At 57.9% G+C, this 12,301-nt stretch carries 14 protein-coding genes; 12 read left to right on the forward strand and 2 right to left on the reverse strand.

From position 1 onward, the window contains the following. The first annotated feature begins 149 nt into the window (after positions 1-149). The 8 genes from Q1B16_RS05030 (at position 150) to Q1B16_RS05065 (ending at position 7,585) form a co-directional block, all read left to right on the forward strand. A complete protein-coding gene (locus Q1B16_RS05030; RefSeq protein WP_299785122.1) occupies positions 150-1,613 on the forward strand; it encodes a glycosyltransferase family 2 protein in 1,464 nt (487 codons plus the stop codon). Further along, positions 1,610-2,578 (forward strand): glycosyltransferase family 2 protein, encoded by a 969-nt coding sequence (locus Q1B16_RS05035; RefSeq protein WP_299785123.1) that lies wholly within the window; start codon positions 1,610-1,612, stop codon positions 2,576-2,578. The genes Q1B16_RS05030 and Q1B16_RS05035 overlap by 4 nt, the downstream gene beginning before the upstream one ends. Positions 2,579-2,658: 80 nt before the next feature. Beyond that, positions 2,659-3,621: a glycosyltransferase gene (locus Q1B16_RS05040; RefSeq protein ID WP_299785124.1), complete on the forward strand. Its 963-nt coding sequence runs from the start codon at positions 2,659-2,661 to the stop codon at positions 3,619-3,621. 3 nt (positions 3,622-3,624) lie between these two features. Continuing rightward, positions 3,625-4,722, forward strand: a complete 1,098-nt coding sequence (locus tag Q1B16_RS05045; protein ID WP_299785125.1) for an acyl-CoA dehydrogenase — start codon at positions 3,625-3,627, stop codon at positions 4,720-4,722. Next, positions 4,719-5,423: a PIG-L deacetylase family protein gene (locus Q1B16_RS05050; RefSeq protein ID WP_299785126.1), complete on the forward strand. Its 705-nt coding sequence runs from the start codon at positions 4,719-4,721 to the stop codon at positions 5,421-5,423. The genes Q1B16_RS05045 and Q1B16_RS05050 overlap by 4 nt, the downstream gene beginning before the upstream one ends. Then, positions 5,423-5,986 carry an SAM-dependent methyltransferase gene (locus tag Q1B16_RS05055; protein WP_299785128.1) on the forward strand — a complete coding sequence of 188 codons (564 nt, stop codon included), beginning with the start codon at positions 5,423-5,425 and terminating at the stop codon, positions 5,984-5,986. Before Q1B16_RS05050 ends, Q1B16_RS05055 begins: the two co-directional genes overlap by 1 nt. Then, positions 5,983-7,095 carry a glycosyltransferase family A protein gene (locus Q1B16_RS05060; protein WP_299785130.1) on the forward strand — a complete coding sequence of 371 codons (1,113 nt, stop codon included), beginning with the start codon at positions 5,983-5,985 and terminating at the stop codon, positions 7,093-7,095. The genes Q1B16_RS05055 and Q1B16_RS05060 overlap by 4 nt, the downstream gene beginning before the upstream one ends. A gap of 1 nt (position 7,096) precedes the next feature. Then, positions 7,097-7,585: a DUF892 family protein gene (locus tag Q1B16_RS05065; RefSeq protein WP_299785132.1), complete on the forward strand. Its 489-nt coding sequence runs from the start codon at positions 7,097-7,099 to the stop codon at positions 7,583-7,585. A 103-nt stretch (positions 7,586-7,688) separates the two neighbouring features. Here Q1B16_RS05065 and Q1B16_RS05070 read toward each other — a convergent pair whose 3' ends face one another. Both Q1B16_RS05070 and Q1B16_RS05075 read right to left on the reverse strand, forming a co-directional pair. Beyond that, a complete protein-coding gene (locus Q1B16_RS05070; protein WP_299785134.1) occupies positions 7,689-8,093 on the reverse strand; it encodes a response regulator in 405 nt (134 codons plus the stop codon). A 4-nt stretch (positions 8,094-8,097) separates the two neighbouring features. Next, positions 8,098-9,219, reverse strand: coding sequence for a PAS domain-containing sensor histidine kinase (locus tag Q1B16_RS05075; protein WP_299785136.1), 1,122 nt, complete (start codon positions 9,217-9,219; stop codon positions 8,098-8,100). Between the two features lie 423 nt (positions 9,220-9,642). Here Q1B16_RS05075 and Q1B16_RS05080 point away from each other — a divergent pair, with 423 nt between their 5' ends. From Q1B16_RS05080 to Q1B16_RS05095, 4 genes are all read left to right on the forward strand, one after another. Further along, positions 9,643-10,221 (forward strand): PAS domain-containing protein, encoded by a 579-nt coding sequence (locus Q1B16_RS05080; RefSeq protein ID WP_299785138.1) that lies wholly within the window; start codon positions 9,643-9,645, stop codon positions 10,219-10,221. Then, a complete protein-coding gene (locus tag Q1B16_RS05085) occupies positions 10,221-11,048 on the forward strand; it encodes an HWE histidine kinase domain-containing protein (protein ID WP_299786003.1) in 828 nt (275 codons plus the stop codon). The genes Q1B16_RS05080 and Q1B16_RS05085 overlap by 1 nt, the downstream gene beginning before the upstream one ends. An 8-nt stretch (positions 11,049-11,056) precedes the next feature. Then, the gene (locus Q1B16_RS05090) at positions 11,057-11,428 is read left to right on the forward strand and encodes a response regulator (protein ID WP_299785140.1); all 372 of its coding nucleotides are present in this window, start codon (positions 11,057-11,059) and stop codon (positions 11,426-11,428) included. Beyond that, positions 11,401-12,209, forward strand: a protein-coding gene (locus tag Q1B16_RS05095) for an IS5 family transposase (RefSeq protein WP_299785142.1) whose coding sequence is annotated in 2 segments (ribosomal slippage) — positions 11,401-11,740 and positions 11,740-12,209 — 810 coding nt in all. Because the reading frame shifts where the segments join, the coding sequence is not laid out codon by codon here. Before Q1B16_RS05090 ends, Q1B16_RS05095 begins: the two co-directional genes overlap by 28 nt. Positions 12,210-12,301: the final 92 nt, after the last annotated feature.

Here is a 12,301-nt window from a genome sequence, read left to right on the forward strand (position 1 = left end):
TTGCACTCTTATCGCTCCGCAATGGTCTGGATTCGTCTTTCGAGGGAACCAAACGGCGACAAAGATCGTTAAAGCATCAATGGTGTCGTCGACTGACAAGCCACTGTTTAAAAACGTTATTCTTGAACAATCAACGCCCGGGGGCGAATGTGAAACTGCGAGCTGCTGCCATCTGGGGAACATTGATTTTATCCGCTGTGATTCCTGCGATTGGCATTGTCGTGTGCGCACTAATCATCGTTTTTCAGCTCGCTCTGCTGGGCCTTCGGCCAATTATCGCCTGTCTGCCTGCACGATTGGCGGATGGTCAGCAAGATGTCGCCGCCCCAATGTTCTCAGTCCACGTTGCGACGCATTCGGAACCACCCGAGATGGTGATCCGCACGCTGCAAGCCTTGCTGGATCAGGATTGGCCCAACGAGCGCTATGAGATCATCGTGATGGATAATAATACGGCCGATCCCGATCTGTGGAAACCAGTCGAACGGTTCTGCGCGGCTTGGCCTGACCGCATCAGGTTCCTACACCGGATGGGCGTCAACGGTGCAAAAGCTGGTGCGCTCAACTTCGCGCTTGAGCACACGCACCCCGATGCCACCCATGTCGTCACGGTTGATGCGGACTACGTCGTTCATCGCGATTTTCTGAGCCGCGCGAGCCTGGCGCTGCACCGGACCGGGGCGGATTTCGTACAATTCCCGCAATCCTACATTGCGACGTCGGCTACCGCGCCCGGGGTCGACGCCGAGTTGGATGAGTATTTTCGCACCAATGCCGCCGTCGCGGACGAGGCTGAGGCAGTCCTGCTGACCGGTACGCTCTGCGTGATTTCCAAAGCAGCTCTGAATGACGTGGGAGGATGGTCTGGTGCCACCACGACGGAAGATGCCGAACTTGGTGTGCGGCTTTGTCATATGGGCTATTCGGGACGCTTCATAAATCAGGTCGTGGGTAAGGGCCTGCTGCCACTATCGCTGCAGGACCTGGAAAAGCAGCGCTATCGTTGGTGCAGCGGGAACCTCCAGACGCTGTTGCGACACGGCCGGATGATCGTCACTTCGCATGGCACGCTTAACATCCACAAGCGGCTGGTGATCTTGTCCCAACTGACCGCATGGCTCAATTTGGCACTTCTTCCGTTTACCCTGCTAGTTGTATGGGTCTTGACCGGGCAGGGCCAGACGACTGGCGCGATGCTCGCTGCGGTCGCGATGATCCTCAGCCTGTGCGATATAGCGCTACGTCTTGCAGCACGTGGCTGGCGAGACCGCTCGCCGCTGCGAGTTATCCTTCATGCGCTGGCCTGTCGTATCGCATTGGCACCGCAATCGGCCAAAGCGACTTTCGATGTGCTGACAGGCAGCCGTTTCAACTTCGTGGTGACAGATAAGTCTGGCGACAACGGAAGGGCGGGATATTCCCTGCCTGTCTCCCAACTGCTGATGTTTGTCATTTCGATCCTGCTGATCAACATGCAGCCTTTCAACCCTCTGGTCCTTACCGGACTCTCGACACTTCTTCTCCCGCTGCCTGCCGCAATTCTGACCGACCAAAGACTGCGCGCGTATCGAGCCCGTATCGCGACCCCATCGTTAACGGAGGTTTATTCATGAAATCTGACCCGCTCGCGCCTCTGGTCGACATCATCATCCCGACCTATAACCGCGCGCATCTGATTGCTGGTGCTATCCGTGCCGCACTCGAACAAAGCTGGTGGAATATCCGCGTTACTGCGATCGACGACGCCAGTACCGACGCCACCGAAGATGCAGTTCGTCCCTTTCTCGACGACCGGCGTTTCAACTATGTTCGCCTATCCAACAATGTCGGGACGGCCAACGCAAAAAACGCAGGCCTTTTGTTGACGGCTGGAGATGCGGTCACCTTTCACGACTCCGACGATATTCCGCACCGCGATAAAGTTCTGCAGCAGGTGCGCGTACTGACAGCGCAAGACATTGGTGCCGACGAATGTCTGAATTGGAAGCTTGCGAACAAGGAAGCAGGGCAGCGGCTGGAGGTCAGCGCCGCGCTGACCCACCATGAATTAATCCTCCCGGACGGACGCCGCGAGGTGATCCGGCGAGACATATCTCTGTTGGACGATGTGTTTCCGAACCTTCAGATGGGCGCGCGCGTTCCGGGTGAATGGACGCATATCAACTCTGGTCTGTTCCGCGCCGATGTGTTCCATCGGCTCGGTGGGTTCGAAAATTGTATCGAGGAGGACCGCGAGTTCCGCAATCGGCTGATACTCAACGGAGAAGTTATCTGGATCGTGCCCGAGCTGCTGCTGACCAAGATCGAAACTCCGGATAGCCTGACGCAATCGGCGGTCTCGGATTACGACAGCGCGAAGCGCAAGGCTGATCGGCAACTGGTCTGGGAAAAGGTCGAGGCGTGGCGCCGATCCGGCACTGTGACCCCGGTGCCCGCAGATATTCCCGACTTTGATGTGAGCTTCGTGGCGCGTCCCGATCTGCTGAGCCGACGCGACATGCCGGCGACGTCCGACACGTCGGCACTGGTCGGCAAGATCCTGTCCGCTGGGTCGGTCGCGGAGATGGCGGCACAATGAAAGCGCTGCGGCACGAGAACGGGCGGGCCTCCGTAGTGATCGTCGATCCGTGCAGCGCGGCGGGCTATGATCTGCATGACATGGAAACCGGCGGGCTTGGGGGCACCGAAGCGACGGTGCTTCGCGTTGCTGGCGCACTCACACCCCTATTCGACATTACCCATTATCAGAAGGGACGTACTCACTCGCACGTATCCCATGCCGGAGAGTTGCGGCCCTTTCAGGATCTGAGCAATGCAAAACGTCCGGCTGCGCTGATTGTTACCAACCGCTGGAAAGTCGCGATCAAACTTCGCAAGCAATGCCCGGACACGCCGATCTTTCTTTGGCTGCACGTCTTTCCTGGTCGGCACAACCGCAAGATGGGCGCGGCTTTGAAGGCCGCAGAAATCACTGTGATCTGCGTGTCCCACACGCACGCGCGAGAACTAGAGGCCTTTCTCGGGGCAGAGAATGCGCCCGATATCCGCGTCGTTTACAACCCGCTCGATGATAGCCTGCGACCCGACGGGACGCCTCGAAATCCTGACCGCCTGCTTTTTGCCAGCTCCCCGCATAAGGGATTGGCCGAGGTGTTTCGCCAATTCGCAGCCCTTCGCCGGGATCTACCAGATCTGACCCTTGCTGTAGCCGATCCCGGCTATCTGCGATGGGATACCGGGGCAGTGCCCGAAGGTGTTGTCTTTCTCGGCTCGCTTTCTCACAGCGCGTTGATCCGACAGATGCGGCGCTCGCTTTGTCTGTTTTATCCGCAAACCTCTTTCGCGGAGACATTTGGGCTGGTTCTTGCCGAGGCGAATGCTGTTGGCACGCCTGCCTTGGTGCACGCGGGATTAGGAGCCTCCGCAGAAATTCTCGGGGATCCGGATCAACAGGTTGACGGGCACGACCCCGCACAGACTCTCGCGCGGATCCGCGCCTGGCGCCGTACGCCGCCTCAAGTCAGTGGCAATCCTGCCTTCCGGCTGGGCTGCGTCGCGCAGAACTGGGCGGAGCTTCTTAAACGCGCCACCGCGAAGTGCCCTCAGATGAGCGTCAGATAGGATATGACAGCTTCCAGCCCCCATATCGCGTCGCTACCGACAAAGAGCGATCAGCCTGTGCCCGCCGACATAGTTGACGCCTTGCGGGCCGCCGCCGTGGACGAGGAACGCGGCAACCGCGCCATTGGTCGCTCCATCGATCTTTTGAGGCAAGCGGACCTTTTAGCGGATGACGGCACGAGTGATCCCGCCCGAACTGCCCGCGCACTGATGCAGGTCGGTGCTGCAAATCTCAGCGTTGGGCGTCTCTGGGAGGGGCATGTCAACGCTCTGCGGTTGCTCCGTCTCTATGGCAGCACTGGGGTGACATCCTCCCTCACCCGATTGATTGCCGATGGCGCGCTGTTCGGCGTCTGGGGTGCCGACGGCGCGGTGCCGGTTACGCTGGAGGCTTCAGGCAAGCGTTTGACCGGGAGCAAGAACTTTGCCTCGGGCCTGGGCACGGTCACCCATGCGCTGGTTACTGTCAATTCTGGACCCGAAGTGCGGCTGGCCTTGATCGAAGTCACGGATACCGCCCGTGCGGATCCCTTGACGTGGGACATGCAAGGAATGCGGGCCACGGTTTCTGGCGCATACAACTTCGCAGACTTGCAAGTCGACAAGATTGAGTGGATCGGCGGGCCCGGTGATTATTTGAAGGAGCCACATTTCGTCGGAGGTGTTTGGCGGATCGCGGCCCTGCAAGCCGGTGCCGCCCTGGGCTTGCTGGACATGGCAGCAGCGCAGCTTCGTGCCGCGGGACGAATGGGCGCGGAAGCCCAAAGTGCCCGTTTGATGGACGTGTTGATGCAGTCATGGGCCGGTATGGCATTGACGGAACGGGCAGCCGATGCCGCCGTTGATCGGCTCAGCACGCCGGATGACATCGTTGCCACGGCAATTTCAGCCCGCCTTTTTACTGAAATAGTGGGACTGAAGGCCATCCGGGCGGTCGAGCAGAGCATTGGTCTACGGCATTTCGAGGTCGGTTCCGAAACCGGACGTATGGCCCGCGATCTCGCCGTCTATCTTCGGCAAGCCGCGCGGGATGCATTGCTGCAACGCGCAGCGCAAGCGGCGCTCGGACATGAGGGTCACGTGTGGGGGGTATTCGGGTGAACGTCGCGTCCAACCCGCTGCTACCAGAGGTGTTCGAGGGCCTCGAAAGGCTCGTTGTGCTGGCACCGCATCCAGATGACGAATCTCTCGGCTGTGGCGTGCTTTTGGCCAAGGCCTTCGCGGGAGCGGGCGCACATGTGATCTGTCTGACGGACGGCAGCGCAAGCCATCCGGGGTCGACCCGGTGGACACCCGGGCGGCTGGCGGCACAGCGACGCGCGGAGATGGTGGAGGCGCTCAAGTGTCTGGGCGGTTCCGCCCGTGACTTGACCTGGTTAGGCCTTCCCGATAGCCGCCTTTTTCAGGCTGATCAAACAACTGTCGCTGCCACGATTGAACAAATCATCGAGTGCCAAAGTGCGTACCATGTCTTCGTTCCCGCCGCCGAGGACCATCATGAGGACCATCAGGCGACCGCTCGTATCGCGAGCGTGTTGCGCCGCCGACGGCCGGACTGGCTGTTCTACAGCTATCCTGTCTGGTCTCGATGGGACGATCCCGAATTCGAGCGAAACGCGGATCGTTATTCCCCGGTGTTATTGGCGCCGGGCCGTTTGCTTGACCAGAAGCGCAAGGCGATCCTGGCGCATCGAAGCCAGAGAGGACTGGTTGTTACCGACGATCCAGCGGGTTTTACCCTGCCGCCGGGCTTCATCGAGAAATTTGCGGCCGAAGAAGAAATTTTCTGGAGGATGCCGTGATGGGTGTTAGCCGTGATCATCTGCATGCGCTCTACGCCGAAACCTCGGATCCCTGGAACTTCGAGAACAGCGAATATGAGCAGGCCAAGTTCGCCGCGACCTTGGCGGCCCTGTCGAAACCGCATTACATCTCAGCCTTTGAGCTGGGCTGCGGCAATGGGCAGCTTGCCCGCCATCTTGTGAGAGTATGCGACACCTATACCGGCATGGACGCTGTGGCCATCGCGGTTGAGGCAGCACGCCGGGCGGTGCCAGATGCCTGCTTCATTCACGGATTTTACCCTTGTTCGCTGCCCGAGGAATGTTTCGATCTGCTGATCCTGTCCGAGATACTCTACTTCCTGGGACCCGATAGCCTGCGGAAACTGTCCTCCGAGATCGCTATCGCTTGGCCGCACGCCGAGGTGCTGTGCGTGACCTGGCTTGGCGAGACTGGCCACGCGCTACAAGGTCGAGAAGCACTGGCGATCTTCACGACCGAACTGACGAGCCACGTATTCGACCGTATGGCTCAGACCGACGACTATCGCATAGATCGCGGTTTGCCGAGGGCGTGGTCATGAGCCCCCCCGTTGCCAAAGACACCGCCATTGTCATTCCGGCGCGCAATGAGGAGGCCCGCATCGGGGCATGCCTGTCTGCTTTGTCCGCACAAGCCTCTGCCCGCGTATCGGTGATTCTGGTGGTCAATAATACGACCGACCGCACAATCGACATCGCACGGGCGGTCGCGATCCGGTCGGGTCTGGATATGACGGTAGTTGACCTCAAGCTTTCGCCGTCAGAGGGCGTCGGAACGGCCCGGAAGTTCGGTTGTGATCATGCCCTCAGGACTATGCCCGACCTCCGGTACCTCCTGACGACGGATGCGGATTGTATCACCGCGCCGAATTGGGTCGCACGCAATCTCGCTCATCTTCAAATCGTAGATGTGGTCTGCGGCAAGGTCGATCTGATCGCGGATGAAGCCGAGATTCTGGACGGCATGAACAGGAAATTGGCTGAACGGGAAAGTGTCTACAGAGGTTTGGTCCAGGATATCTACGCAACCTACTCGACGTCGTCCACAGATATCAGCGGAACCCACGGCGAGGCAGCAGGGGCAAGCCTCTCGTTTGGAAAGCCTGCCTATTTGGCTGTGGGCGGCTTCGCCCCCATCGTCTGCGGTGAAGATCGCAGGATCGTCCGATCGTTTCGCAGAGCGGGCTATGAGGTGCGTCATGCCTCCGATGTGACGGTGCGAGCCTCATGTCGCCTGTCCGGTCGCGCGACGGGCGGGATGTCGGATGCGCTTCGGGCGCGGTTCAACGGCACGGACTACCTGATCGATGACTGCCTGCCTCCTGCGGATTGGCTGGTCCGGCAGGCGGTCCGCAAGGCGCTTGGTCCCTGGCCACCTTATGTGCCTGCACATTTGCGCCTCAACGTGCAGGACCTGCCGCGGCACATAAAGCTGCTCAGAAACTTCAACAATTCTGAGCGGTTGATATCCGCCTCAAATGCTCTGGCTGCGGCGCTACCGTCTTTTGAATTCGGTATGCCGACGCCGGACAAGCGATCGGCGATTATCCCCAATGATCCCGATTTACGGGCACGCACCGCCACAGATCAGTGCATGCCCATCACCACTGAAACCAACGGGTCGGGGAAGCCGACCTCGAAAGGAGCCTAACATGACCACGTTGAAAGACCTTTACACCGAAGAACTCCAGGACCTTTGGTCCGCGAATGACCAGATGTCGGATGTGGTGTCGGCCATGGCCGACAAAGCGTCCGACAGCAAACTGGCCGACCGGCTGAGTTCGGCCAAGGACGGGATCGATCAGCATACCCGGCTGCTGAAATCCCTTCTTAATGACACCGATGCCGAAATGAAGAAGGAACACTGCAAAGGCATGGAGGGCCTTGTGAAAGAGGCCAGGAAACACGCCCTCGACAGTGATATGTCCGGCGCCGCGCTGGATGTTGCAATCATCGCGCAGTATCAGCGTCTGTGCCACTACGGTATTGCCGGGTTCGGAACGGCGAAGGCATTCGCCGAAGCGCTCGGTCAGGACGACGCTGCTCAAAAATTGGATCAGGCTTTGGACAAGATCTATGGTTCAGACGACTTCATGACGGAATTGGCAGAGCGCTCTCGCAATCTCGACGCGATGGTTTGATCGGTGTACCTGCGCAGCGGATGCGGAATGTCGCGTCCGCTGCATCTCACAATGCGCGTCTCACACCAAAGTCTTGAAAGCTAGTCACACTTTCAGCAGCGCGTTATTGCTCCGTTCGCTTTTGCTTCGAACGATGTTCTGTCAAAGAACGGTCAGCTAGATCCAGCGCCTGATGCAGCAGATGCGGCGCGATTGGCTTTCCAACAAACGCGATTGGATCCAGTTCGACTAACCTGGGCCGCATATTCGCATCGAGGTTTCCGCTCACGAATATGGAATGCAATCCGAATTGCTGTAACATTTCCTGGGCAACCGCTACGCCACTTTGGCCGCCCCTCAAGCGCAAATCCATCGTGCATATATCGGGCTTGCTCTGACCCACAAATCTGACCGCAGACTCAAGTGTATCGGCAGGACCGACCGGGATATGGCCGAATTCCTCAATCAGATCCATGAGGTCTGTTGCAATTAGAAACTCGTCCTCAACGACGAGGACACGCAAGGTCACCGCTCTATCCTTTTAATGGTATTCTCAGATGAACGCGGTGACCCTCCCCCTCGTTCCCTTCGGATATTGTCGCAGAGACCTGACCTACGAGCCCGTCAATGATCCGTGAACCAAGATTGCCCGATGCTTCCGCCGATTTTCCCACGCCGTTATCTGCCACGCATACAGTCAGATGATCGTTCTCAGCCGAAACCTTGACCTCAATCACGCCCATCCGTCCGTTGGGGAAAGCATGCTTGAACGCGTTGGTCACCAACTCATTGATGAGCAGTGCCATAGATATCGCCAAATCTGTCGAGACTTCCATCTCAACCGATTCGTAGGTGAGCGTGACACCCGATTGACCTGCGAGACTGTCGCTGATGGCCTCGCACAGCTCGCCCACGTAATCCTTTATCCGGATCGTCGCAAAACCGCCGGTACGATAGATCAATTCATGCACAGAGCTGATGGCATTGACGCGTGCTGATGCACGGCTGAGGCTGCTCCGCGTCTCATCCGTCTGTGCCGCCCTTCCCTCTAAGCGCAGAAGGGTCGATACCAACTGCAGACTGTTCTTGATACGATGATTGACCTCCTGCAGCAGAACTTCTCTGGCCTCCAGCTCCTGCTGCAGTTCGCGCGCGGTCAGAACTTTCTCCGTCGTCTCGCTGCAAATGACGAGCACACCGCCAACTCCGCTGGCGGATGACGGATCGTCAATCGGACTGTAGCTGTAGGTCCAGAACACCTCATCGCGTGCACCCTTGCGGGTGATGGGAACGAGGTGATCTTTATGCCAGGTAGCGCCCTTGCCACTCATCACGATCTTGATCTGGGGGCCAATGATATCCCAAATCTCGTCCCAGACCTCGCGCGCTGGTTTCCCAAGCGCGCCGGGATGCAATTCAGGGCCCAGCGACTGGGAGTAAGCATCGTTGTATAAGCATGTAAGCTCCGGTCCCCAGAACACAAAGATGGGGTGGTTTGTCGTCAACATCAACCGAACAACGATCCGAAGCTCTGTCGGCCAGGTATCCGGCGGTCCGAGCGAGGTTTTGGCCCAGTCCTTTGACCGGATGGCTGCACCCATCTCACCGCCGCCTGTCAAAAACGCAGTAGCCTTTGACGTCTTTATATCCTGCATACTGAGGCACCTATCGCGCAGCTGAGCACCACCGACCGGTTCGCGCTTGATAAAATGAACTATAAAGTGTTTCGCGGGTTCTGTCGAACACCCAATCAGCGAGTTCTGAGCCTGCGTTGAGCGAACGAAGTTAATCTGACGCAGATGCAGTTTGCCAAATACACCCCCGATGCGCTGCTTGGCTCTTTGTCCTGTGGGTCTCGCGCGACATCCCTCTGGGCTGAGACGTGTCGAGATCGCTACGGGTATAAGCTTTTGCCCCAACGGACATCGGTATCAAAACGCGCGCAATAGCTGCATAGCTGAATTGTCAAACGACAAAGATGATCGGTATTCGATAGCTCGCAGACACAGTCAAAGTTTTCGCGGTGTGTTGAGGCATTGATAGCTTTGACTTGAAGCATATCATATTGCACAAATTCAATGCAGGTTGTGGCAGCGTTTTGGAAGGCCAAAGAGGAGCGAATGTCTGAGCTCACACAAAAAGAGGTGAGGCCCGGTCGCGGCACATCGGCGGAATGCGCATTCCTGGCATTTCACGATATGACCCCTGATGGATTCATGATGTTCCGCCCGGTCCGCGAAGCTGGCAAAATCGTCGACCTCGAATGGACGTTCGTGAACAAGGCAGCCGGAAACATCATCGGACGCGAACCGGCAGAACTGATCGGAAAACACCTGTTGGTCGAGATGCCCGGGAACAAGGATGAAGGTCTGTTCGATGCCTACACAAGGGTCATCGAAACCGGTCAGACCTGGCAGAATGAATTTCACTACGATCATGGCGATATCACTGCTTGGTTCCGAACCACTGCGACCAAGTCCGGCGATGGGCTGGCGTTGTCTTTTGCGGACATCTCGGAATCCCGGGCCGGCGAAGAACGACTCAAAAGCTTGATCGACGGCGTGCTCGCCTTTGTCGGCGTTCTTTCTTTGGATGGCATCTTGCTGGAAGCAAATGAGCCAGCCATCGCCGCGGCGGGGGAGGTCGCGATCAATTAATCGGGCGTCCGTTCTGGGACTGCTATTGGTGGGACGTCGATCAGGCCACGAAGGACCGGCTGAAACACGCGGTTGCCACAGCCGCCAACGGCGAACGGGTGCGTTATGATGCCGAAATCCGAGTCGTCGGTAACCAGCGGCTCTGGATCGATTTTCAAATCGCCCCGGTGTTCAACGCTGCTGGAGAGGTAACCGAGCTCATCCCATCCGGTGTGGACATTAGCGAACGCAAGCTTGCGGAAGAGCACCGCGAGCTTCTGATACGGGAGCTCAGCCACCGGGTCAAAAATACGCTGGCGACGATCCAATCCATCGCGGGGCAGTCCGCCCGGGCCGCTGACACAATGGATGATTTCCGCGCGTCGTTCAGTGCGCGTCTGCGCGCCATTGCAGCCTCCCATGACTTGCTGGTTGAGTTTGATCATGACGTCGTGCCGGTGGAAGCCCTCGTGCGGGGTCAGGTTCTGCAATATGCGGCGTCAGAAGAACAACTTTCTGTTGAAGGCAAGCAGATTGATCTACCTGGTGATGTCGCTCACGCGCTTGGTTTGGTCTTGCATGAACTGGCGACAAATGCTGCCAAATATGGCGCATTATCATCGGAGTCCGGAATCGTACGAGTGTCTTGGACTGTCGAAGTGGATCGTGCGACGCCGAGACTTTTTCTGGAATGGCGAGAACGTGGCGGACCCAAAGTCGAACCACCAACCCGCCGAGGCTTTGGAAGTCGCTTGATTGAACGAAGCCTTGCAACCAGCGGCGACAACGCCGTGATGCAGTATGACCCTCAGGGTCTATCATGCGATATAGTTATGGACCTCGAATGAAGGCACCTATGGAAATTCTGATCGTAGAAGACGACCCGCTTATCGCGATGGACATGGAAGATGAGCTTTCTGATCGGGGCTATGCAGCCGTCTGTGCGAGAACGGTTTCGGACGCACGTGAACTGCTGAAACGACGGACGCTGTCGTTCGCATTCCTCGATATGCACTTGCGAACTGATACGAGTTTCGATCTGGCAAGAGAGCTACGCTCCCGCGGTACTCCGTTTGCTTTCGTCTCCGGCAATGATTCCACGTCGCTTCCCGAAGACCTCCGTTCCAGCAACATCTTAGGCCGTGTTGACAAAAGGGGATTCACAGTCACTGCTGGGCGTGATTCAAGCTGGTATCTGCGATGGAGACCAGCATGGCACGAGACTTGATGACGGACGAGGAATGGGCGTTCTTTGAACGGTTTATCCTGTCAGTCCGAGCCCCGAACGGACGCAAACCTACCAACCACCGCCTTGTTCTGGATGGGATTTTCTGGATCGCTCGCACGGGCGCGCCGTGGCGCGACCTGCCTGAGGATTTCGGGAAGTGGTCCAGCGTTTATCGGCAGTTCCGGCGTTGGACACTCGCGGGGCTCTGGGAGCAGATCATGGACGTCTTGAACGAAAGCGGGGCAGTGCCACACGCCCTGCAAATGATCGACAGCACAGTGGTCCGCGCCCATCATCAGGCAGCTGGCGCTAAAGGGGGACTCCGCGACAGGGTTTTGGGCGTTCGCGGGGTGGTTTCACGACCAAGATCCATCTCCTCGTCAATGCTGCAGGGCTGCCCATGAGGTCAGAGATCACCGCAGGTCAGACGTCGGACTACCTCGGCTTCGATTTGGTGATGGCCGACAACCTGCCTACCCCAAGCGTCCTGCTGGCCGACCGTGGCTATGACGCTGACAAAATTCGAGAATCTATGGACAGACGAGGTGTCTTGCCCGTCATCCCAATGCGCAAGTCACGAAAGAAGCGCGTCGGCGTCGACCGGACCCTGTATCATCTACGCAACCTCGTCGAACGGTGCTTCAACAAGTTGAAGAATGCCCGTCGTGTCGCCACCCGCTACGACAAGACTGCGGAGAGCTTCCTGGGCTTCATCGACATCACGTCGATCCGCCTCTGGCTCCGCCATTTGTCAACACGGCCTAGCTATCCATCAAATTAGCTCTAAGCCAGCAATGTTCGCAAAAATGCATTGGAAGCCTCCAACCTTGTCATAGCGATGGAGGATCGGACCGACTCCCTAGTAACCTGAGG

The organism is uncultured Marivita sp. (assembly GCF_947488135.1).
In the GTDB taxonomy this organism is placed as follows: domain Bacteria; phylum Pseudomonadota; class Alphaproteobacteria; order Rhodobacterales; family Rhodobacteraceae; genus Marivita.

Bases quoted from the DNA above. Each gene is read 5' to 3' on its own strand.
- Q1B16_RS05065 (WP_299785132.1), top strand. From the start codon at position 7,097: ATGACCACGTTGAAAGACCTTTACACCGAAGAACTCCAGGACCTTTGG.
- Q1B16_RS05075 (WP_299785136.1), bottom strand. From the start codon at position 9,219: ATGCAGGATATAAAGACGTCAAAGGCTACTGCGTTTTTGACAGGCGGC.
- Q1B16_RS05035 (WP_299785123.1), top strand. From the start codon at position 1,610: ATGAAATCTGACCCGCTCGCGCCTCTGGTCGACATCATCATCCCGACC.
- Q1B16_RS05080 (WP_299785138.1), top strand. From the start codon at position 9,643: ATGCAGGTTGTGGCAGCGTTTTGGAAGGCCAAAGAGGAGCGAATGTCT.
- Q1B16_RS05040 (WP_299785124.1), top strand. From the start codon at position 2,659: ATGGAAACCGGCGGGCTTGGGGGCACCGAAGCGACGGTGCTTCGCGTT.
- Q1B16_RS05045 (WP_299785125.1), top strand. From the start codon at position 3,625: ATGACAGCTTCCAGCCCCCATATCGCGTCGCTACCGACAAAGAGCGAT.
- Q1B16_RS05090 (WP_299785140.1), top strand. From the start codon at position 11,057: ATGGAAATTCTGATCGTAGAAGACGACCCGCTTATCGCGATGGACATG.
- Q1B16_RS05060 (WP_299785130.1), top strand. From the start codon at position 5,983: ATGAGCCCCCCCGTTGCCAAAGACACCGCCATTGTCATTCCGGCGCGC.
- Q1B16_RS05055 (WP_299785128.1), top strand. From the start codon at position 5,423: ATGGGTGTTAGCCGTGATCATCTGCATGCGCTCTACGCCGAAACCTCG.